The organism is Planococcus lenghuensis (genome assembly GCF_001999905.1).
Classification (GTDB): domain Bacteria; phylum Bacillota; class Bacilli; order Bacillales_A; family Planococcaceae; genus Indiicoccus; species Indiicoccus lenghuensis.
In genome coordinates, this window is the sequence record NZ_CP019640.1 from 3,545,143 (window position 1) to 3,567,080 (window position 21,938).

21 protein-coding genes and 1 pseudogene are annotated in these 21,938 nt (G+C 50.9%); 5 read left to right on the forward strand and 17 right to left on the reverse strand.

Annotated features, from left to right (window positions below; all coding sequences use genetic code 11):
* Window positions 1–57: 57 nt before the first annotated feature.
* Together B0X71_RS17855 and B0X71_RS17860 are read right to left on the reverse strand one after the other, a co-directional pair.
* On the reverse strand, window positions 58–1,008 hold the full coding sequence (locus B0X71_RS17855; protein ID WP_077590694.1) for a ribose-phosphate diphosphokinase: 951 nt from the start codon (window positions 1,006–1,008) through the stop codon (window positions 58–60).
* Window positions 1,009–1,108: 100 nt separating this feature from the next.
* The gene (locus tag B0X71_RS17860) at window positions 1,109–1,819 is read right to left on the reverse strand and encodes an aspartate/glutamate racemase family protein (protein ID WP_077590695.1); all 711 of its coding nucleotides are present in this window, start codon (window positions 1,817–1,819) and stop codon (window positions 1,109–1,111) included.
* Between the two features lie 277 nt (window positions 1,820–2,096).
* On the opposite strand from B0X71_RS17860, the gene B0X71_RS17865 reads away from it, so the two are divergent.
* Genes B0X71_RS17865 through B0X71_RS17870 form a run of 3 tightly spaced genes read left to right on the forward strand, consistent with a single transcriptional unit; the run spans window position 2,097 to window position 5,172 of the window.
* Window positions 2,097–3,728, forward strand: a complete 1,632-nt coding sequence (locus B0X71_RS17865) for an acetolactate synthase large subunit (RefSeq protein ID WP_077590696.1) — start codon at window positions 2,097–2,099, stop codon at window positions 3,726–3,728.
* 11 nt (window positions 3,729–3,739) lie between these two features.
* Window positions 3,740–4,024 (forward strand): hypothetical protein, encoded by a 285-nt coding sequence (locus B0X71_RS21700; RefSeq protein ID WP_332309456.1) that lies wholly within the window; start codon window positions 3,740–3,742, stop codon window positions 4,022–4,024.
* Window positions 3,916–5,172, forward strand: a complete 1,257-nt coding sequence (locus B0X71_RS17870; RefSeq protein ID WP_332309457.1) for an aldehyde dehydrogenase family protein — start codon at window positions 3,916–3,918, stop codon at window positions 5,170–5,172. The genes B0X71_RS21700 and B0X71_RS17870 overlap by 109 nt, the downstream gene beginning before the upstream one ends.
* Window positions 5,173–5,224: 52 nt before the next feature.
* On the opposite strand, the gene B0X71_RS17875 is transcribed toward B0X71_RS17870, so the two are convergent.
* The 6 genes and pseudogenes from B0X71_RS17875 to B0X71_RS17890 form a co-directional block, all read right to left on the reverse strand.
* Window positions 5,225–5,854: a VOC family protein gene (locus B0X71_RS17875; RefSeq protein ID WP_077590697.1), complete on the reverse strand. Its 630-nt coding sequence runs from the start codon at window positions 5,852–5,854 to the stop codon at window positions 5,225–5,227.
* A 146-nt stretch (window positions 5,855–6,000) separates the two neighbouring features.
* A pseudogene (locus B0X71_RS21460) lies at window positions 6,001–6,108 on the reverse strand (ribose-phosphate pyrophosphokinase); the annotation flags it as partial.
* Window positions 6,109–6,149: 41 nt separating this feature from the next.
* Window positions 6,150–6,296, reverse strand: coding sequence for a hypothetical protein (locus B0X71_RS17880; RefSeq protein ID WP_156889917.1), 147 nt, complete (start codon window positions 6,294–6,296; stop codon window positions 6,150–6,152).
* Between the two features lie 38 nt (window positions 6,297–6,334).
* The gene (locus tag B0X71_RS21090) at window positions 6,335–6,502 is read right to left on the reverse strand and encodes a hypothetical protein (RefSeq protein ID WP_156889918.1); all 168 of its coding nucleotides are present in this window, start codon (window positions 6,500–6,502) and stop codon (window positions 6,335–6,337) included.
* Window positions 6,489–8,534, reverse strand: coding sequence for a CocE/NonD family hydrolase (locus B0X71_RS17885; protein ID WP_077590699.1), 2,046 nt, complete (start codon window positions 8,532–8,534; stop codon window positions 6,489–6,491). Before B0X71_RS17885 ends, B0X71_RS21090 begins: the two co-directional genes overlap by 14 nt.
* A complete protein-coding gene (locus B0X71_RS17890; RefSeq protein WP_077590700.1) occupies window positions 8,534–10,069 on the reverse strand; it encodes a BCCT family transporter in 1,536 nt (511 codons plus the stop codon). The genes B0X71_RS17885 and B0X71_RS17890 overlap by 1 nt, the downstream gene beginning before the upstream one ends.
* A 134-nt stretch (window positions 10,070–10,203) precedes the next feature.
* Between B0X71_RS17890 and B0X71_RS17895 the strand changes: the two genes are divergently transcribed.
* Window positions 10,204–10,860, forward strand: a complete 657-nt coding sequence (locus B0X71_RS17895; protein WP_077590701.1) for a TetR/AcrR family transcriptional regulator — start codon at window positions 10,204–10,206, stop codon at window positions 10,858–10,860.
* 664 nt (window positions 10,861–11,524) lie between these two features.
* On the opposite strand, the gene B0X71_RS17900 is transcribed toward B0X71_RS17895, so the two are convergent.
* From B0X71_RS17900 to B0X71_RS17925, 6 genes are all read right to left on the reverse strand, one after another.
* On the reverse strand, window positions 11,525–12,475 hold the full coding sequence (locus B0X71_RS17900; RefSeq protein WP_077590702.1) for a ribose-phosphate diphosphokinase: 951 nt from the start codon (window positions 12,473–12,475) through the stop codon (window positions 11,525–11,527).
* Between the two features lie 38 nt (window positions 12,476–12,513).
* Window positions 12,514–13,941, reverse strand: a complete 1,428-nt coding sequence (locus B0X71_RS17905; protein ID WP_077590703.1) for a serine hydrolase — start codon at window positions 13,939–13,941, stop codon at window positions 12,514–12,516.
* A gap of 621 nt (window positions 13,942–14,562) precedes the next feature.
* Window positions 14,563–15,576, reverse strand: coding sequence for an ABC transporter ATP-binding protein (locus tag B0X71_RS17910; RefSeq protein WP_077590704.1), 1,014 nt, complete (start codon window positions 15,574–15,576; stop codon window positions 14,563–14,565).
* Between the two features lie 11 nt (window positions 15,577–15,587).
* Window positions 15,588–16,601, reverse strand: a complete 1,014-nt coding sequence (gene opp3C / locus B0X71_RS17915) for an oligopeptide ABC transporter permease (RefSeq protein ID WP_077591070.1) — start codon at window positions 16,599–16,601, stop codon at window positions 15,588–15,590.
* A 56-nt stretch (window positions 16,602–16,657) separates the two neighbouring features.
* Window positions 16,658–17,590: an ABC transporter permease gene (locus B0X71_RS17920; protein ID WP_077590705.1), complete on the reverse strand. Its 933-nt coding sequence runs from the start codon at window positions 17,588–17,590 to the stop codon at window positions 16,658–16,660.
* A 119-nt stretch (window positions 17,591–17,709) separates the two neighbouring features.
* Window positions 17,710–19,365: a peptide ABC transporter substrate-binding protein gene (locus B0X71_RS17925; RefSeq protein WP_077590706.1), complete on the reverse strand. Its 1,656-nt coding sequence runs from the start codon at window positions 19,363–19,365 to the stop codon at window positions 17,710–17,712.
* A gap of 147 nt (window positions 19,366–19,512) precedes the next feature.
* Between B0X71_RS17925 and B0X71_RS17930 the strand changes: the two genes are divergently transcribed.
* Window positions 19,513–19,878, forward strand: a complete 366-nt coding sequence (locus B0X71_RS17930; RefSeq protein ID WP_077590707.1) for a DUF3899 domain-containing protein — start codon at window positions 19,513–19,515, stop codon at window positions 19,876–19,878.
* Window positions 19,879–19,950: 72 nt separating this feature from the next.
* Here the strand turns inward: B0X71_RS17930 and B0X71_RS17935 are convergent, their stop codons facing one another.
* Genes B0X71_RS17935 through B0X71_RS17945 form a run of 3 tightly spaced genes read right to left on the reverse strand, consistent with a single transcriptional unit; the run spans window position 19,951 to window position 21,937 of the window.
* Entirely contained in the window at window positions 19,951–20,886 is a 936-nt protein-coding gene (locus B0X71_RS17935; protein WP_077590708.1) for a dipeptidase, read from the reverse strand.
* A gap of 12 nt (window positions 20,887–20,898) precedes the next feature.
* The gene (locus B0X71_RS17940; RefSeq protein WP_077591071.1) at window positions 20,899–21,600 is read right to left on the reverse strand and encodes a gamma-glutamyl-gamma-aminobutyrate hydrolase family protein; all 702 of its coding nucleotides are present in this window, start codon (window positions 21,598–21,600) and stop codon (window positions 20,899–20,901) included.
* 22 nt (window positions 21,601–21,622) lie between these two features.
* Window positions 21,623–21,937 carry a hypothetical protein gene (locus B0X71_RS17945; RefSeq protein ID WP_077590709.1) on the reverse strand — a complete coding sequence of 105 codons (315 nt, stop codon included), beginning with the start codon at window positions 21,935–21,937 and terminating at the stop codon, window positions 21,623–21,625.
* Between the last annotated feature and the right edge of the window lies 1 nt (window position 21,938).

A 21,938-nucleotide genomic window follows, 5' to 3' on the forward strand; every position in this document is an offset into this window, starting at 1 on the left:
GTCCTGTTTACTTGAGTTCTCTGTCGATCGCACCTCTTCCTTTAACCACCTGACTGATCAGTCAAACAGCACACTGACTGACTGCTGGTTATGCACCCGGCTGATCGCGTCCGCAAGAAGCGGCGCCACTGAGAGAACAGTGAGCCTTTCAAACTTTTTTTCTTCCGGCAATTCAATGGTATTCGTGACGACAATTTCTTTGATGGCGGATGCTTCGATCCACTCGACTGCCGGTCCCGACAGGACAGGGTGCGTACAGCATGCATAAACCGATTCCGCGCCATGTTCCATCAGAACGGCTGAAGCCAGCGTGACTGTACCGCCGGTGTCGATCAGATCATCGATGATAATTGCGTTTTTCCCTTTTACTTCCCCGACGACATTCACAATTTGCGGCGCGTCCGGCTTCGGCCGGCGCTTATCGACAAAGGCGATCGGCGCATTCAGCCGGCTGGCCAGCCTGCGTGCCCGCACCAGTCCGCTGGTGTTCGGGGCAACAACCACGACGTCCGCTAATTCTTTTTGTCTGAAATGTTCATAAAGAATCGGGATACCGGTCAGCTGATCTACCGGAATATCGAAAAAACCCTGAATTTGCGCTGCATGCAAGTCGACCGAGATGATGCGGTCGACACCCGCTGCTTCCAGTAGATTGGCGATGAGTTTCGCTGTGATCGGCTCCCGCGCCCGGGCTTTCCGGTCCTGCCGGGCATAGCCGTAATACGGAATGACGACATTGATTGTTTTTGCTGAAGCTCTTCTCAACGCATCGATCATAATCAGCAATTCCATGATGTATTCATTGCCGGGCTGCTGGGTGGATTGCACCACATATACTTCACAGCCCCTGACGCTTTCCTGAATATTGATCTGGATCTCTCCGTCACTGAATTTGGTCACTGCACTGCTGCCGACCTCGCAATTTAATACCGCTGCGATTTCAGCAGTCAGTTCAGGCGTTGAATTCAATGCGAACAGCCTGAATTTTTCATTTAATTGAAAGGCCATTGGTTTTCCCTCCAAGATATGGCGTAAGCGAGCGAGTCGGCTGTGTTAATGATGACAAATAATGGGTCTGCCCGTCAAGTTGCCGGAATCCGCAGCTGGGCTACTTTCCAGGCGGCGCGGCGATCATGGCTTCAATGATCTTCTTCACGTGGATCTCCGTCGTATTCAGCAGCGGGACGGGCAGATCGTCGGGTTTCAGAATCATCGGAAATTCGGTACAGCCAAGGATGATGCCTTCTGCGCCTTCCGAGTCGATCAGTTCTTGGGCAATGCGGATGAATTCGGATTTCGTTTCGCTTTTCACAACGCCTTTTTCCAGCTCGGACAAGGTTTTCTCGTGTATGTACTGCTGCTGCGGTTCACTTGGCACTGTGATTTCGATACCGGCATCGCGGAACGGCTTTTTAAAGAAGTCGTTTTCCATTGTGAATTTCGTGCCGAGAAGTGCGACTTTCTTCAATCCCAGTTCCTGTGCCCGGTCCCTTGCCGCTTCCACAATACTAACCAGGGGAATCGCCGTTTTTTCCTGCACGCTGTCGAATACAATATGCGGTGTGTTGGCTGCAAGCACCGCGAATTCCGCCCCGGCTTTATGCAGGGAATTGACCGCTTCTGCCAAGTAATCGGCCAATTTTTCTGTCTCGCCTGCTTCAAGCAATTCAAAAATCCTATACATATTGATGCTGTAGATAAGGAATTCCGGCAGCTCTTCTTTTGAACCGACCGCTTCCTGATAGCCTTGGATGATGTCCTGATAATAATCGACCGTCGATTCCGGTCCGGTGCCTCCAATGATGCCCAGTTTCTGCATGCCCTCTCTCCTTTGCTGTCTGTTTGCCTTCTGCTTCTTTACCACAAATCCGGCCGTGTTAAGCTTTCTTTGCAGCAGCGACTGATTTGGACAGACCGTGAAATATATATAACTGCTCTTTATTATTGTTGTCCTAATAATCTTACTATTTTTCCTTCCATTTTCATACACCGGCTAAAAACTCCCTTCAAAATCTGTTTACGCCTCTTCCAAGAGTGCTATGTATAGAATAAGGTTATTATTTTACTGAAAAATCAGTTACATAAGGAGGCGGATTATGAGAGCAGCAGATCTATTGATCAAATGCCTGGAACAGGAAGGCGTTGAGTACATTTTCGGCGTACCCGGCGAGGAGAATCTGGACGTGATGGACGCCCTGCTGGATTCGGACATCAAGTTCATCGTGACGCGGCATGAAACGAGCGCCGCATTCATGGCCGGTACTTATGGCCGGTTGACCGGAAAGCCCGGCGTCTGTCTCGCGACGCTCGGCCCCGGCGCAACGAACCTGCTGACCGGTGTGGCGAACGCGAACATGGATTTCAATCCGGTCATCGCCATCACCGGCCAGGCCGGACTCAACCGGCAGCATAAGGAATCCCACCAGTACTACAATATGGAAGCGGTGTATGAGCCGGTGACGAAATGGAACACGCAGATCAAATCGCCGGACATTATCCCGGAAGCGGTGCGCAAGGCATTCCATACGGCTACTCGGGAACGGCAGGGCGCGGTGCACCTGGAATTGCCGGAGGATGTGGCCGCGATGGATGTGGAGGCTGAACCGCTGCCGGTCCTCGGCCATTCCGACTCTTCGGCCGAGGATGAAGTGATCGCAAAAGCGGTGAACATGATCGAAGACGCCAGACACCCGCTCATCCTCTCGGGCGACGGCGTGACGCGCGGCGGGGCGGCGCATGCGCTCCGCGGATTCATCGACGTCCTGGACCTGCCGGCGGTGCAGTCGTTCATGGGCAAAGGGACGGTCTCCTGGGAAGATGAACACAGCCTGCTGACGGCGGGCATCGGCGGCAAGGATTACATTACGTGCGGCTTCGCGAAAGCGGATCTCATCATTGCGGTCGGCTTTGATATGGTCGAATACCCGCCGGAGCGCTGGAATCCGGACAAGCGGGCGCAGATCATCCACGTCCATACGGAAGAAGCGGAGACGGATGCCCATTATCCCGTTGCCCTCAACGTCATCGGCAATATCGAATCGAATCTCGAGAAACTGGCGCAGGCGGCGGACCGCGTCACCCGGGATAATAACTGGGTCAACGACGTCCGGCAGGAAGCGCTCGATGAACTGAAGCAGTTCGAAAATGACGCGCATTTCCCGGTGAAGCCGCAGAAAATCATTCATGACTTGCGGTCGGTCCTCGGACCGGAGGATATCGCCATTTCAGACGTCGGTGCGCACAAGATGTGGATGGCGCGCATGTACCATTGCTATGAGCCGAACACCTGCCTCATTTCGAATGGACTCGCTTCGATGGGTGTCGCCGTGCCGGGTGCGATTGCAGCGAAACTGGCCCATCCTGAACGGAATGTCGTTGCGGTCGTCGGCGATGGCGCGTTCGGGATGTCGGGTGCGGAACTCGAGACCGCTGTCCGGCTGAATGTGCCGATCGTGGTTCTCCTGTGGCGCGACGGCGGCTACGGACTGATCGAATGGAAGCAGCTGAATGACTTCGGACGCGCGTCGAACATTAAATTCGGCAATCCCGATTTTATTAAACTGGCGGAGGCTTACGGGTTCGAAGGGCTGCAGGTCACGGATTCCTCGAAGCTGAAAGAGACGCTCGAACAGGCGCTTGCGCTGAATAAACCCGTGCTGATCGACTGCCAGGTGGATTACAATGAAAATGTGAAACTGACCCAGAAGCTTGGGGAAATACTTTGTTAGGAGGAACAGCGATGCGGATCGGATCAATCATTAACGGACAGGAACGCAATGAGGACAACCGGACGATACATGAAGTGAAGAACCCGTTCGACGGATCAACCGTCGCCACGCTCGCGCTGGCGACTGAAGATGATCTGAATGACGCAATCGAGGCGAGCCACACGGCATTCGAGCAGACGATGAAAAAATGCCGGCGCATGAACGGGCGGATATTCTGCGGAAAGCGGCCCATCTGCTCACAGAACGGGAAGACGAATTCCAGCAGGCCATCACGGCGGAATCCGGCAAGCCGGTGAAACAGGCGCGCAAGGAAGTAGAACGCTCGAAACAGCTATTGCTGTATGCGGCGGAAGAAGCCAAAAGTATCCGCGGGGAAGTTGTGCCGATGGATGCTGCGGTCGGCGGCGAGAACCGGCTCGGATTCGTGAAAAAGATCCCGCTCGGTGTCATCGGGGCCATCACGCCGTTCAATTTCCCGCTGAATCTGTCGCTGCATAAGCTCGCGCCGGCGATTGCGGCGGGTAATACCATTGTATTCAAGCCGGCGGAAAAGACACCGGTGACCGGCTATAAACTTGTGAAACTGTTGCATGAAGCCGGCATGCCGAAAAGCGCCTTGCACCTTATCATCGGCACGGGTTCCGAGATCGGCACGCCGCTCGTTGCCCATGACAAAGTGGCGAAGATTTCCTTCACCGGCAGCGTGCCGGTCGGCAAGAGCATCCAGAAAGCGGCCGGCTTCAAAAAAGTCACGCTTGAACTCGGTTCCAATTCGCCGAATATCGTGTTCGATGATGCCAATTGGCAAGAAGCGGCCGAGCGGATTGTGGCCGGCGGATTCGGCTATTCCGGACAGACCTGCATCTCGGCGCAGCGCATTTATGTGCACCGGGCGATTTTCAATGATTTCACCGACGAGCTGGTCCGGCTCGCTGGTGACTTGAAAATTGGCGATCCGGCAGATGAATCGGTCGATATCGGACCGATGATCACAGAAGACGAGGCGAAACGGGCGGAAGAATGGGTGGAAAATGCGATCGGGCAAGGGGCGAACGCCGTCATGAAAGGTGTTCGCACCGGCGCATTGCTCGCTCCTTCCATCCTGACGAACGTAACGAAAGACATGCATATCGTCAAACGCGAGGTATTTGCGCCGATTCTCGCAGTCATTCCGTTTGAAACGGAAGATGAAGCCGTTGAAAGTGCGAATGATTCCATTTATGGCCTGCAGGCAGCTGTCTTCACGAAAAACATCGACCGGGCCTTCCGGGTCGCCGACCGCATTGAAAGCGGTGGCGTGTGGATCAATGATGCCTCGACATACCGCCAGGACAATTACCCGTACGGCGGCGTGAAGGAAAGCGGCATCGGCCGGGAAGGCGTGAAATACGCGACAGACGAAATGCTGGAGTTAAAATTCATCGGCGCGAAGCTCGATGGCTAAGAAATGAAAAAAGATGGATGAAATCCCTGCCGGAACTGCCGGCAGGGATTTCTTATGTCAGGAGGATGGTATACGGCAACCCAGGGAATGACAGGCGCCCGATCTGCTCTTCTATCCCGGTTTCGATTTTAAGGATAATCGAATGAATTTCACTTGGAATGCCGGCAGGAAACCACGGACGGCCTTCTTTTGTTACAACCAACACGCCGTTACCGTCTCCCAAAAAAGCGAACATTTCGGATTCAGCGGAGTAGCTAGTCGGGATGTGCTTCGTCACTTCTTCAATGAAATCGGGGACGTTACGGACCGGCAGCCCGATTTCAAGCAATCCAGGTCTTCCCGGATGCCGCATCACTTCGATCAGGTTTCCTGCAGGATCCCGGTAATATACTTGCTTTCTCTTCCATTGTCCTGACATGAACTCCTCTTCTCCGTTCTTGCCTTGCAGGCGGGAAATGGACTCATCCAGCAATTGTACAGTTCTCCGGTACTTTTCTTCAGTCAGACCAAATGCAAAATGATAAAAGGCGTGTCCGCCTGCAAGCGTGAACGTCATTGCAGTGTCGCCTGCCAACAGCGTAAAATGGGTTTTCCCTTCCTCAATGACCGGAAACAGGCTGCGGTAAAAAGCTTTCAATTCACTCAACCGGTCTGTCTCCAAATAGATATGCCTGATCTTCATTTACTGACCTCCCTGCAGGAACGACCACGCTCGTTCCTGCCGCTTTTTCTATTTCACTCATTTTATCGTATTCGGCTCACGCCGGATAGAACGACAGAAAAGCCCCCGTTTTTTTAGGAACGGGGACTTTTACGGTACTTTTCCAGTTATTCAAACAATGGGCTGACCGGTTTCTGATTATGGACGCGGTCGATGGCATCTGCAAGCAGCGGAGCAACAGACAAAGTTGTGATTTTATCGATCTGCTTGTCTTCGCCTTTTCTTCTTAAATCAATTATTTGAAAATTTCGATGAATTATTTTTTCGTTTCCGGTTCCACGATTCCCTTTTCCAGCTCCGATAAGGTTTTTCCGTGTAAGTAATGCTGCTTCACTTGGTCTGGCATCACGACGTCGATTCCCGCTGCCTGAAGTAGCTCTTTAAAAAAGTCATTCTCCATCATAAATTTTGTGCCGAGCAATGCGACTTTTTGAGCTCGAGCTACTGTGCTTCGTCATGCGCCGCTTCCACGCTGCTGATAAGCGGAATGGCCGCTATAACGATATGCGGTGTATTCGTAGCGAGCACAGCGAATTCCGCTCCCGCTCGGCGCAGTAAAAAGAAGCCAAGCAATTTGCTTGGCTTCCCTATGATCTTAAAGATAATCACGTTCAACCTCGAAAGTTCGGAAATCATCATGGACTTCTTCTTCGCCTTCAAAAGCCTTTAAGTGACTGGTTATATAGAAATTCTTTTCATCAGACTTCATCGTACTGATGGATTCAATCCGAGTCTGCCAGTCACCTCTTCCGAGCGTCAGTGTCCATTCACACCGGATTGAAGCTGAAAGCGGATCTCCTTCTGTAATTTTGTAAATATTCCGGTTCGTACTTCCATATTCCACTCCGTTGGAAGGAAGCCGACGGGCGCCTTCGTCGGAATAGTCGTCCAGAATCCATTCTCCAGTAACCGTATTATGGTGAATTTCCCTGAGCCGTCCTGCTTCCCTTAAAACCTCCCGATCCAAAACTTCTGCTGTTTCCGCCTGTTTAAACGGCGTGACTGCTGCCATCTTATCCGGTTCCGTGTAAAGAGGCAAGAGCAGACGGGACTCGGCGCATTTCACAAGGTCAATCGATGCCTCTTCCGGAGATGGCCACATATGCGGCCAGTACGTGGGCGCAATGGAAACCTGTAGCTTGTGGCCCTTTGGAAGCCGATAGGCGATAGCGTCAAGTTCGATCTCCACCTCAAATTCCTCATTAACCGGCACATCTTCAGGATGCTCGTGACTCTTGCGGTGAGTTAAGTTAAGCTGCCCCCATGTAATCAGTTTGGATGTTCCTTCAGGCGCCAGGTCACTTAGCCGGACCGCAAGCTGCGCACGTTTTTTGTCACTGATCAATTTCAGTTGAATGGTTGGAAATCCATAGATAGATATATCCTGCTGCAACTCGGGTCCTGCAAAAGTGGTGGAAAGAGCATTTTCAATATTCTGGTCAGAAGGCATGTCTCCTTCCTGACCGAATGGACAGAAGACGCCTGCATACAAGCCATGTTGCTGATTCTCCTTGAGGCGTTCTATCCCTTCTGTAGGAGTGTTTTCCAAGATGTTTTCCCCAAAATAATATATTTCGTTCTGCACATTCGGCGATGGCCACTTCTCTTCAGCCATCCATTTTCCTGGCCGATAATCGTAATGAGTTTGCGGCGGCACCGCTTCCTGCATCCAGAATCGGACTTCCGGTTCTTCCATGATCCCTGTCTCTTCTTCCTTGAGCCATTGATCCCACCATCGGAGGCATTCCTGTAAAAAGCCAATTTGCGGACCAGGTACGGCCATTTCCGGGTATTCATGCGCCCAAGGGCCGATCAGCCCTTTTTTCGGTCCCTGCAGATTCTCCAGGAGACGGAAAATCGCATTCGTGTAGCCGTCAGCCCATCCGCCGACCGCGTAAACCGGAACTCGGACTGCACTGTAATCTTCGCAGACGGACCCGTGTTTCCAGTAATCATCTCTACGCTGATGGCGCATCCATTCCTCTATGAACGGCGGTGTCTCCCGAAGCCGGTGGAGCCAGTTTTCCCGCCAGCTGTCCCCCACGTGTTCAGGGTCCGCCGGCCGGGCATTATATACGTGCATTGTCGATGCCCACCACAGCATATCGGAAGCGAGCAGGCTGCCTCCCTTGTAATGCACATCGTCCGCATAGCGGTCATCTGTCGAACAAAGTGTGATGATCGCTTTGAGTGAAGGGTGCTGGCGCGCAGCTACCTGCAGTCCGTTGAACCCACCCCATGATTTCCCGATCATGCCGACTGAACCTATCGACCATGGCTGTTTTGAAATCCAGTCTAGCACTTCGAGCGCATCATCCTGCTCCTGCTTTAAATACTCGTCATAGAGAATACCTTCTGAGTCCCCGCTTCCTCTCAGATCAACACGGATACTGGCGTAGCCGTGTCCCGCAAAGTATGGGTGCCGGAGGGAGTCGCGCAATGCCGTGAATTCGTTTTTCCGGTATGGTATATATTCCAGGATAGCCGGTACCGGTGTCTCCAGAGTGTTCTCAGGGAGCCAAATTTTAGCTGACAGTCTCGTCCCGTCAGACATCGGAATCCATACATGATCCGTCACTTCTACTTCGTAAGGAAAATCTTTTCGTACTGTACGCGTACTCTCACGAACATTAAAAACCATTACTCATTCTCCTTTCTGACCAGTACATCTGTGACTGGTGCCGGGTAGTCCTCTTTTAGCCATTTCAGTAACGAAACCGTCAATAATACATAAATGACAATGACCGGGACTGACACGATAACGGAGGACGTCTGAATGACGTTCAGCCCGCCGATCAACAGCAATGAAATTGCAAGTGCGGCCAATATTGCTCCCCATAAGAGACGATGCCAGCGTGCCGGTTCCTGATCACCCTCAAGTTCTTTTGTGGCGATGGCAGATAAAATATATGTCGCTGAGTCAAGCGAAGTCGCCAGGAAGATAAAACCGAGGACGACAAAGAACGGCAAGACGATCGCATCAAAAGGAAGGGTTTGCAGGATTGCCACAATTGCGGCCGGTCCCCCGGAAGCATTGAGAATATCCGTGACATTCAGTTCTCCTGTCAGCTGCAGGTTCATCGTATATCCGCCGAAGATTGTGAAATATAGCCAGCTGCCGACCGAGCCCCACAAGAGAACATGGGTGATCAATTCACGGATCGTTCTTCCTCTTGAAATTCGGGCAACGAAAAGTCCCATAAATGGCGCCGTCGCGGCGAACCATGCCCAGTAGAAGACCGTCCAAGCCTGTGGAAAACCTCCTTGATTGATTGGGTCTGTGTAGAAACTCATCATTGCAAAGTTTTGAATCATCAGTCCGAAACTGTTTGTGAAATACGTAAGGATAAATAAAGTGGGACCAGCGATCAAGACAAACGCCGCGAGTGCAAGCGCGAGATAAATGTTGAAATCGCTCAATCGGCGGATACCCTTGTAAAGTCCCATATAAGCACTGGCACTGTAAATGACCACCCAAATGACAATGATGACGATACTTAATGTCATCGACTGCCCGACTCCGAAAATCTCCCCGATGACTGCAGACACCATCGGCACACCGAGTCCAAGAGATGTTCCGAGTCCGCCGACCAGACTCCAAATGACGAGAATATCAATGACTTGGCCAAGGAAGCCATCCGCATGTTTACCTAGGATTCCGCGGCAAGCCGTACTGATTTTCAATGAATGGTTTTTCTTGACAAAAAATGAGTAGGCGATTGTCACAGTCGGCAATGCGTAAAGACACCACGCTGAAATTCCCCAGTGGAAAAGACCATAAGTGACAGCCCATTCGGCTGCGGTATTACTATTGGCTTCAATCCCGAAGGGCGGGCCCATATAGTAGTAAATCGGTTCCATCATTGACCAGAACATGATGCTTGTTCCCATTCCTGCACAGAAGAGCATCGCTCCCCAGCTGAAAGTTGAAAACTCCGGCGCTTTCTCACCCAATTTCACCTTTCCATATCTGCTGAAGATAAGCCAGACTAATAATATAAATAAACCGATTGTGAGAAATTGAAAAGCCCAGTCCAAGTTATAAGTGATTCCTGTCAACATATCGCTCAAAAAAGGTCCTGCTGATTCCTGAAAAATTACAAGTGCGAGCGTTGCGATTACGATGACCACGAGTGAAAGCCAGAATACCAACGGATCAACTTTTGCCTTTTCCATCGTTCTTCCCCCTTTTAATCATGATTAATTTTTAATCATGATTATTTTTTCTTCATTTTATCGTATCATTAGGGAAGTGAAGCTTCAACTTTTTTTGAAAATGTGGTTTGATAAGGAAGGTGGTGACTGTTCTAATGGAAAAAAAGGAAATTAAAAAAAGAAGAATGTGGAACTTTTTTATAGATGCAACAGAAGAATTGATCAGAGAAGAAGGTATGCAGAAGGTGACGATCCGCAAGGTTGCTGACCGAGCAGGATATAACAGCGCTACTATTTACAGCTATTTTAATGAATTGTCACATCTCTTGTTTTTTGCTTCTTTAAGGTTGTATAAGCCCTATTTGGCTACTGTTACTTCAGCTATGGATAATTTGGAAGATCCTTTGGAGAAGTATTATGTCGCATGGGAGTATTTTTGTGAGTATTCATTCAAACAGCCTGAAGTTTTTAAAGCGATTTTTTTGATGGACCTTGGCGAGCATCCGCAGGCACTCCTCCAGCATTATTACGAGATGTATCCGGCTGACTTGATAACGGTTCCTCAAGATCTTCAAGCCATTCTCATGGACCGTAATTTGTTTAACAGAGGCCGGTACTCGGTCATCCCACTCGTCAAAGCGGGACTGCTGAAAAGCGAAGCCGCGGAAGAACTGAATGAGTTGACTAACTTAGTATGGCTTGGTATGTTTACTAATTTTCTGAATAATCGCGGGTATTATTCCATTGAAGAAGCGCATCGACAGACGATGAAATATGTAAAAGAAGTCACAGAGAATGCATTAAAGAAATAATTTTTATCAGAAACAAATTTCTTGAATCAGCAAAAACAGCCCGGCGAATCGTTTTCGCTGGCTGTTCTCAAATCTATAATCTTATTCTGTATCAACTTTGAAGTAAATGCCGTCTTTAACCTCACTTGTTCCCACGAAACTTATATAGATTTTCTATGCAGATAACTCATTAATTATCACAAAAGCGCTTCTTGCGTATTCTTTACCACTTCTTCGATCATCGCAACGATGTATGTCATGTTCTTGGAATTCTTCGCCACTTCCCGTTTGGTCCTCTGCACATTCCTCCGATGACGCACATAACAGCCATACACATAATCAAAACCCTTGAAGAAAAGCCGCCGGACCTACATCAATTTGACGCTCGGCATATGCGACTGTGCAATATCAACGAAAAATGTCTCCTCTACCATACTTACCTAGAACCATTTGGATTTGATATTGATTTTCGGCCCTATATGAATTTTATAACCGGACGTCCCAGCTCTCCCCAGTACTGCCCGCCACAATTCAGTTGAACTCAAGTCCGCGCACCCCTTTTTCTCTGTTTGATTCTGTCTGCATTGTTGTCATAACAATATTAATATTTATCAGCCGATTTTATACAGTAGAAACCAAAAAACCCATTTTTTCAAATGAGTTTTTGGCAAATAAGATTTAATTATTACTCGAACAATGGGCTGACCGGTTTCTGATTATGGACGCGGTCGATGGCATCTGCAAGCAGCGGAGCAACAGACAAGGTTGTGATTTTATCAATCTGCTTTTCCTTTGGCAGTTCAATTGTATTGGTGATGACGAGTTCCTTGATCGCCGATCCCTCGATTCGCCCGATTGCCGGACCGGACAGCACCGGATGGGTACAGCAGGCATAGACCGTTTTGGCCCCTTTTCCGACTAAGGCATTCGCAGCCAATGTGATGGTTCCTGCCGTATCGATCAAATCATCGATGATGATGGCATTTTTCCCTTCAATTTCCCCGACAATGTTCATGACTTGCGCTTCATTCGGCTTCGGCCGGCGCTTGTCGATGAAAGCGATCGGCGCATTGAGCCGGCTTGCAAGCTTCCGTGCTCTGACCAGCCCGCCGCTGTCAGGTGCGACAACGATGATGTCTTCGAGTTCTTTTTTCTTGAAGTAATCAAATAAGATCGGAATGCCGATCAGCTGATCCACCGGGATGTCAAAGAAGCCTTGAATCTGGGCGGCATGCAGGTCCATCGTGATGATCCGGTCCGCTCCCGCTGTTTCCAGGAGATTGGCCACGAGTTTTGCGGTGATCGGTTCCCGGGAACGCGCTTTCCGGTCCTGTCGGGCATAGCCGTAATAAGGGATGACAACGTTAATGACTTTCGCCGACGCCCGTTTCAGTGCATCGATCATGATCAGGAGTTCCATGATATGTTCATTTCCAGGCTGGGATGTGGACTGAACAACATAGACTTCGCAGCCCCGCACACTTTCCTGAATATTAATTTGAATTTCGCCGTCGCTGAATCTGGATACAGAGGTTTTGCCGATTTCGCAATTCAGCAGCTCTGCGATCTCCGCAGTCAGTTTCTCATTGGAATTTAACGTAAACAGTCTGAACTTTTCATGCAATTGAAATGCCACTCGCCGTACCTCCAAAGTTGTGTAATGTCTCCAATAATCTATCTTACAGTTTTCCGCTCCATTTTTCCATGACAATCCTGTGTTATCTTCGGAAGCACCCGCACGCCTTTGAACAGAGCCGTTATGTCCCCCCGGTCATCCGTCAGAAACTTCAGCCGATCCCCGCCCGGCGTCACAAATCCATGCTCGTCATATGGCCGGAGGGGATAACTTTCCTGCCCGGCTTGCACCCGGAGTGTTCCTTCCTGCAGCGTCACTTCCGCCCGCTGCCCTTCAGCTGATTCATAGCGGCCGGCATACATTTCGAGCCGCTCCGATTCCAGCACGTCTTCTGGTGGCGGCCCGGCATCCGGCAAACCGAGCAGCCGGCGCAGCGTCCGCATCGCGATATCCCCGGCCGGCGCATCTGCGATATTCATGAGGACGACGAGCGTCATGCCGGCTTCGGGTGCGATCTTCATATGAGAAGACACCCCTTTAATGCTGCCGCCATGGCCGAACAGCCGAAATTCCGGTTCCGGATCGATCTGCAGGCCGTAGCCGTATGCCGCGCCGGTCGGCAGCCATACATGGGGAGCCGTCATCCGGCGCATCCCTGCTTCTGATATGATCCGTTCACTTCCCGCCAAACCGCTGCGCCGGAACAGTTCAGCATACTTCACAAGATCCGCAGCGGAGGCTTTCAAAGACCCATTCGAATAAATCCGCCCGACATCCCACCATGCCGGCGAATGAAACACCTCCCGTTTCTTTCGGTATGCATACAATTCCGTCACATCCGTCATTGTCTGTAACTCTTCTGTGCGGAATACAGACCGATCCATGCCTAGCGGATTCAAAATACGTTCCTGCACATATGCTATGTAGGGTTTGCCGCCTGCCCGCTCGATGATTTCCTGCAGCAGTGCATAGCCTTCATTCGAATAATTGAACAGTTCCCCCGGCGGTGCGAGCAGCCGGAATTCTGTATCGGCCACTACGTCCATCACATCTTCCACCGTTTCAACCGTCAACACCTTTTCAAGCGGCGCCGGATTGTCGAATAGCTCGGCGCCGTCCGGGTCCTCGATGATACTCACCGCCCGCGCCCGGTGCACCGCCTCCATTCCGGGCAAGCCGCTCGTGTGCGTCAATAAATGGTGGATCGTGATGGCGGTGTCGTGTGCCTGGTCAGGCAGTCGAAACTCAGGCAGCCATTTCACAACCGGATCTTCAACAGCCAATTTGTTCTCGTCGACAAGCTGCATGATGGCGAGCGCCGTCAGTGATTTCGTGATGGAAGCCACGCCGAACACCGTATCCGGCGTCACAGGCAGCCGCTGCTCGACATTCCGGAAGCCTGCGTATTTCTCGAAAATCCGTTCACCGTTTTGCATAGCAATTAAAGCCATCCCGGGGACGTTTTCCTTGTTGCACCAAGCCTCCAGCTCGGCATCCAGTTCATTATTTTCCTTCCCTCTGCACATACGTCATCCTCCTTTTTTTGACTCAATTATGTATCAGCTTATTGTGACTGGTCTTTGGCTTGAAGTGAACTCGGCCAGCTATACACGGATCCAATCTATTTTGAAAGCAAAATCACAACCAGAATGCCAGTAAATTTTTCCTGGTTAAGCCTTTTCGTGGCGCATGCTGGCTTAACACGCACTTAACTGATTTTAACACGCACTCCGCTTCCTTTAATCTTCATTCAATGGATTTTAAAACACACTCACCGATTTTTATTATTCACTCAAACCGCCTTATCACGCATTCCATCCCAAAAAATTAAAGCCACACACCGGATATCAATAAATCACCAGCACGTCAAGAAGAATCCAGCAACGCCTATGGATCTACCTCCTTAACATGCACTCAAGTAATTTTAAAATGCACTCAACTCCCTTTAATCTTCATTCAACTTATTTTAAACTGCACTCACCGATTTTTATCCTTCACTCAAGCCTCCTTATTACGCATTCACTTCCCAAAAAGTCAAAATCATACACCAAAAGTCAATAAGCTATCAGCACACCAACAATGCACCAGCGACACAGATCCCCCCCAACAAAAAAACACCCACCCGTTCCCGGATGGATGTCTTCTCATCAACTGATTTTACCGGCGATCGTCAGCTCTGCCGGTGTTTTTGCGTCCTGCAGCCAGCAGGCGACCTTGTGCGAATCCGATTTCACGACGCGCTCCGGTGTGAAATGCCGGCATACTTTCATGGCATGCGGACAGCGGGCGGCGAACGGACAGCCGGCACCGAGATGAGCCAGGTTCGGCGGCGAGCCGGGAATCGGGATGAGGGTGTCCCCCCGGCCGACTTCGAGGTTCGGCATCGATTTCAGCAGACCGAGCGTGTACGGATGCTGCGGACTGTAGAAGATTTCATCGACCGTCCCCTGTTCGACGATTTCACCGGCATACATGACGGCTACTTTGTCCGCCATATTCGCCACAACGCCAAGGTCATGGGTAATGAGGATGATGGCGGTGCCGGTTTTCTGCTGCAGGTCCTGCATAAGTTCGAGGATCTGCGCCTGGATTGTCACGTCGAGAGCGGTCGTCGGTTCATCCGCGATCAGCACTTTCGGTTTGCAGACGAGCGCCATCGCGATGACGACGCGCTGCCGCATGCCGCCGGAGAATTGGTGCGGATACATATCCATCCGGCGTTCCGCTTCCGGAATGCCGACAAGCTTCAGCATTTCCACGGCTTTTGCCCGGGCGTCTTTTTTCGAGATGCTTTCGTGTTCGCGCAAGCCTTCCATGATTTGCTGGCCGACTTTCATCGTCGGATTCAGTGAAGTCATCGGATCCTGAAACACCATGGAGATTTCCGAGCCGCGGATGCGCTGCATGTCGCGTTCCGGCGCTTTTACCAAATCACGGCCCGCGTACAGGATCTCACCTTGTGGAATGCGTGTATTGCGCTTTGGCAAAAGCCCCATGATGCTTTTCGCTGTCACGGATTTTCCGGAGCCCGATTCCCCGACGATCGCCAATGTCTCGCCTTCATTCAACGTAAATTCTACGCCGCGGACGGTCTTCACTTCTTTTTTATCTCGGACGAATGAAACATGCAGATCATTCACGGACAGGATCGGTTCTGACATATACATCCCTCCTATTTTCTCATTTTCGGATCAAGCGCATCGCGGAGCCCGTCACCGAGCAGGTTGAAGCTGATCATGATGGCGCTGATGATGATCGCCGGAATCCACAGTTTGTACGAAAAGAACCGCATCGCCTGATAGCCGTCTTCGATCAGCACGCCGAGCGACGCAAGCGGCGCCTGCAGGCCAAGGCCGATGAAGCTCAGGAATGCCTCGAAAAAGATGGCGGACGGAATTGTGAACATGACAGTGACGATGATCGGTCCCATCGTATTCGGCAATAGATGCTTGAAGATCAGTCGCCGGTTCGAAGCACCGAGCGTGCGGGATGCCAGAACGAATTCCTGGCCGCGCAGCTGGAGGATCTGCCCCCGGACGATCCGCGCCATGCCGACCCAGCCGGTGATGACCATTGCAAGGATGATCGATGTAATGCCCGGTTCAAGAATCAGGATGAACATGATGATGACGATCAGGTTCGGGATGCCGACGAGAATTTCGATGACCCGTTGCATCATCGAATCGATGCGTCCGCCATAAAAAGCGGATAAGCCGCCGTACAGAATTCCGATGATGAGATCAAGCCCTGCTGCGACAACAGCGATGAACAAAGAGATTTGCGTTCCTTTCCAGACACGCGTCCACAAGTCCCGTCCGAATTCGTCTGTTCCAAACCAGTAATTCGTCGTGATGCTCCGTTCCGCATATTGATCAACGCCGTTGACATCGGTTCCGTTGAAGCCGAGCCACTCAAGTCCCGCGACTTTCGGCGGGAGATTCGTATGCGTAATGTTCTGCGCATCATAGGTAAAGCCGTTCATCGACGGGCCGATGATGGCCATTACGGAAATAATGATCAATGCAATAGCTGAAAGGACTGCTCCCTTATTTTTCAAGAGCCGCTGGAAGGCCTCCTGACCGAACGAGACGGATGGCGCCGTGATTTCGTCCGCCTTATTTGCATCGAACGGATCGCTTACGAATAAATCGTCGGTGATTTCAGTCGGAACAGCTTCAAGCGGCAGCCGGTCTGCCTGTTCAGGTACCGGACCGAGCGGATCAGGATGAAGTGCTGCTTTTTTCACGCTTTCCCCTCCTTGCCGAGTGTGATGCGCGGATCCAGAATGCCGTACAGAATATCCACGATAAAGACGACGACAATGAACAGCGCGCTGTAAAACAGCGTAATGCCCATGACAACGGAATAATCGAGCACGAGAATCGATAATGTAAACTGCTCTCCGAGTCCCGGCACGCCGAAAATTTTCTCGATGACGAGTGTGCCGGTCATGATGCTGACTGCGAGCGGCCCGATGATGGTCACGACCGGAATCAATGCGTTGCGGACAATGTGTTTCCAGACGATCCGCGATTCCCTGACTCCTTTTGCCCGGGCCGTCACGACATAATCCTGGCCGAGCACTTCAAGCATCTCACTTCGGATGAAGCGGGCGATCGTCGCAATGACGGCAACCGACAGCGCGAAGGACGGCAGGATGGTCGACAGGTAATTTTCCCATAATGCCGGCGGGAGAAGTGCCCATTTGACGCCTACGTAATATTGAAGAAGTGCTGCGAACACGAAGGATGGAATCGACATGCCAATGACAGCAAGCGTAACGGAACCATAATCAAGGATGGAATTGTGCCGCATCGCCGAGATAATGCCAAGCACCAGACCGATAAGCGAACCGAAGATGAGTGCCTGGAACCCGATGAGCGCCGACGGACCGATCCGTTCGCTGATCATGCTGAAGACGCTGCGCCCTTCGTACTGGAACGACATGCCGAGGTCGCCTTGGATGAGATTGCCTAAATAGCGGAGGTACTGCATGGCAAGCGGCTGATCGAGTCCATACTTCGCATTCAGTATGGCGAGCTGCTGCTCCGTCAGCTTTTCGGGATTGGAATACGGCGTCCCCGGAAGAAACTTGATCAGGAAGAATGTGACGGTAACCACGATAAAGAGTGTGATCAGCATATACATCAACCGCTGCAGAAGGTAGCCTTTCATCTGAACACCTCGTTTTCAAATTGGGGTGGAACTTATAAAAGGGCAGGATGCACCAGAAGGCACACCTACCCTTAAGTTCTTATAATACGGGTCATGCTTGGTCTGTCTGTACCGGATGATTATTCTTCAATGTATGCTGATTTATACGAGAATTCCGCACCGCTTGGATGCGACACAAGATTTTTAACTTTGCCGCGCTGCAGGATCGCTTCTCCGCTCTGATACAGCGGTGCAATGGCTGCATCCTCTTCAAGGAGAATCCGCTCAAGTTCAAGCAGCATTTCATAGCGCTTGCTCTTGTCTGTTTCCACCCGCGCGTCTGCAACGAGCTGATCCAGCTTAGGATTATGATAATCCATGCGGTTCGCAGAGCCGTCTTTCAGCCACATATCGAGGTATGTCATCGGGTCGCTGTAGTCAGGGCCCCAGCTCGACAGGGAAAGATCGTATTCAATCGCTTTTTCGATTTCAAGACGCTGTGCGAACGGAACGGCTTTGATATCGAGGGTGAAGCCCGGCAGGTTTTCCTGAAGCTGTGCCTGCAAATACTCTGCCGTTTTCTTCGCAGATTCGTCATCAGCGATGTTGATCGAAACGTTCACGGAATCCTGGCCGATCTCTTCCAGTCCTTTCGCAAACAATTCCTGCGCTTCCTCGGCAGTACCTTTGTTGAAGTCCCCGTTCAATTCCCGGAAATCCTTGCCTTCCGGCGATTCATAGAAACCGCCAGGCACAGCACCATAGAGTGGAGTCGATCCGTCTTTCAGGATGACATCCGTCAGCCCTTGGCGGTCGATTGCCAGGTTCACCGCTTTCCGGATGTTTTCATTTCCAAGAGCCGGATGGTTATGGTTGAAGCGCAGGAAAATGATTCCTGACTGCTGGCTGATTGTGAATTCTTCGCTGTCCTTATACTGATCCACGTAAGAAGCCGAAAGTGCTACACGGTCAATATCGCCTGCTTCGTAGAGATTGGCTGCTGTTGTCGAATCTTTCACGACGTGAACATTCACTTCATCCAGCTGGACTGCTTCCGCATCCCAGTAATCTTCGTTTTTCGCAAATGTCCAGCCCTGTTCCTGCTGCCAGTCCGTCAGGATGAACGGCCCGTTGGACAGGACGTTCTCAGCTTCGAGCGCATACTGATCGCCCTGCTCTTCCACAAACGCCTGGTTCTGCGGAAGGAACGTCGGGAATGTCAGCAATGTTTCAAACAGACCATTCGGTGCTTCGAGTGTCACTTCCAGTGTTTTGTCATCAATTGCTTTTACACCAAGCGTATCCGCTTCAGCTTCTTCATTAAGAATCGCTTCCGCATTTTTCACACCGGCCGTCACGAACATGAAGCTGTAAGGCGCCGCTGTTTCGAACACTCGTTTCCAGGCGTACTCGAAGTCATGTGCTGTGACAGGATCACCGTTGCTCCAGACTGTGTCTTTCAATGTAAAGGTATGTACAATTCCATCGTCGCTCACTTTATGTTCTTCAGCAACGGCGAGTGCCGGCAAATTGTTATCATCCTGGCGGTAGAGACCTTCATTATTGTTATTCAATGCATCAAACGCAATGCCATCATGTGCCTGTGTGGAATCGAGTGTCGGAATATCCCCGCCCACGCTCAGATTCAGCACTTGCGCAGCTGTTTCCTCGCTTTTTTCGCCGGAATCGGTGGTTGCAGGTGCCGGTTCAGCGGTATCGCTGAAGTTACAGCCTGCCAGCGCCGCCGCAAATGTCACATTCAATGCAACGAGAGGCAATAATTTTTTCTGTCTCATGAACTTCCCCCTAGTATGTATAATTATGAAGTGTTTGTGCTGATATCAGTTTACTGTATCCACCTTTTATAGGCAATACTAAATTTTCAAAAATTTTGATTTGTGGTACAATTTAATCAAGTCCGATGACGGGAGTGAAGCACTAACATGAAGCCGGTTATGTTTTGGATATTGTCTCTGCCGCTGCTCTTCGGTTTCGGCCGGCTGCTCGCTGATCCGTTCGGTTTTATGCAATGGCTTGATCTTCTTTTTGCCTCGGGTCTGCTCCTGCTTATGGCCGGCGGAGCGCTTGCTGTATTGAATGGCGGCTTTTTTAGCGCATTTACCCGCAGCTGGCAGACGTTCTTTTCGGCTCTCAATAAACGGGAGCATATTATACGTGAAGCTGAAGGACGGAGCGGCCGGTCTGCACCTGGCTTTCAACGCAGGACTTTCTCCCCTGTCCTTCTTATTGGCGCAGGATTCGCTTATTGCCTGGTGAGCTTCATTCTGTCATTTCTGCTGGTCTATTGATAAAAAACCCGCCTGTCCGAAAAACAGGCGGGTATCTTCTATGCATACTGAGGAATATATTTACATATAAAATCAGTCAAAGTTTCGGCTGATATAGTTTAGGAAATTCTGAGACGCAAACCCTTTTACATCCTCTTCCGAATACCGTTTCTGTAATTCATTGATCAGATTCGGGTATTTTGACGCGTCTTCAAGATCGTTGACGAATGTGCCGATGCCGTCAAAATCCGACCCGAAGCCGATCTGTTTCCTGCCGCCGAGGCTGCACAAATGGTCGATGTGGCGGATCAGGTCATCGATTGTGGCATTGCCGTCTTTTTTGACGAACGGCGGACAGAACACCACGTGAATGACACCGCCTTTATTGAACAGCGCTTTTGCCTGCTCATCATACAGGTTGCGCGGGTGATCGCATATCGCCCGGGCGTTCGAATGGCTCGCAAAAGGATAATCTGCAAGCTCCGCCACATCCCAGAACGCTTTCTCACTCAGGTGCGATACATCCGTCAGCATGCGGTTGGCATTCAGAAACCCGACGACTTCCTTTCCGAAGAGCGTCAGTCCGCCGCCCCGAGGTTCACCGGCTCCGTCCGCTGCCAGATTGGCGTTATTCCATGTCAGGCCGACAGACCGTACGCCGAGCTGGTGCAGGATACTCAGTTTGTGGAGATCATTGCCGATCGCATCCACGCCTTCAAGCGTCAACATGGCTCCGACTTCCCCGTCTTTCAATTGCGCGTAGTCGCTCCATTCCCTGATGTGCTTCATCTCCGGATTTTTCCCCAGCACTTCCGTGTAGAAATAATGCACCTGATCGAGCGCCGCCTGGAACTTCTCTTCCGCTTTCATGTTCGGTTCAATAAAGATGGCGAAACACTGGACGAGCACGCCGCCAGCCTCGAGGCGAACGAGATTCGCCTGAAGTTCTCCGGCATCGCGGTAGGCCAGTCGCCCTTTGCCGTCATATAGTTTTAGCAATGCATCGCAGTGCAGATCAATAATATTCATCCTTTTCCCCTCCTATTCGCAGCTTGCCACGAATTTTTTGAATATCCGCCGGGAGACTTCTTCCCCGGCCGCCGCCAGCGGTTCCGGATGCCATTGCACGCCGAGCACGAATTTATGTGACGTGCTTTCAATCGCTTCAATGATGCCATCGGACGCTGTGCCTGTCACTTTCAGTGGTTCCGGCACATTCCGGACGGCCTGATGATGATATGTATTCACTTTGAAACGCTCTGTGCCGGCTATACTTGCAAGCAGGCTGCCGGGTACTGCGTCCACAAAATGCGCGAGATGGGCCCGCACCGCATTCTGCTGGTGCTGCAGCAACTTCCCGTCGATCTGGGAATAGATGTCCTGGTACATATCCCCGCCGACTGTGATATTCATGATCTGGATGCCCCTGCAGATGGCGAGGATCGGCTTATCCGCCGCGAGCATCTTTTCAACGATCAGCATCTCAAAGCTGTCCCGCCCGGGTGAAATCATGCCGAGCCCCTGCAGCGGCTCCTCTCCGAACAGCGTTGGGTCGATGTCGCCGCCGCCGGTCACAAGCAAGCCGTCAATCCGGTCAGCCAGCTTTGCAACATCCGCATCCGTGCCGATCGGCAGGATGACCGGAATGCCGCCCGCCTGAATAATTGCCTGGATGTAGTCATTCGATAACGTGTGCTTATAATCCATTTCGACATGTGATGTAATTCCGATGATGGGTTTCATTGCAATCAATTCACTCGCTTTCTTACATAATGCCATTTTCAGGCATACTATCAGTATACGCAATCTTCAGGCAAAAAGAAGCCGGATAATTGAAGGTGCGGGTACTGACTCCATGAAGTAAGAATAAAACCAGATGGCGATTAAAACTCCATGAGTGCATGTTAAGCGCCGACGAATGCATGTTAAGATCCAGCGAATGTGCTTTAAAAATGGCTGAGTGCATTTTAAAACCCAGCGAGTGTGCTTTAAAAATGGCTGAATGGTCTTTAATATTCAGCTCCCGAATGAACACGAAAAATGAGAGCAGCACCGGATCCTTCGCCCGCTCTACTCTCATT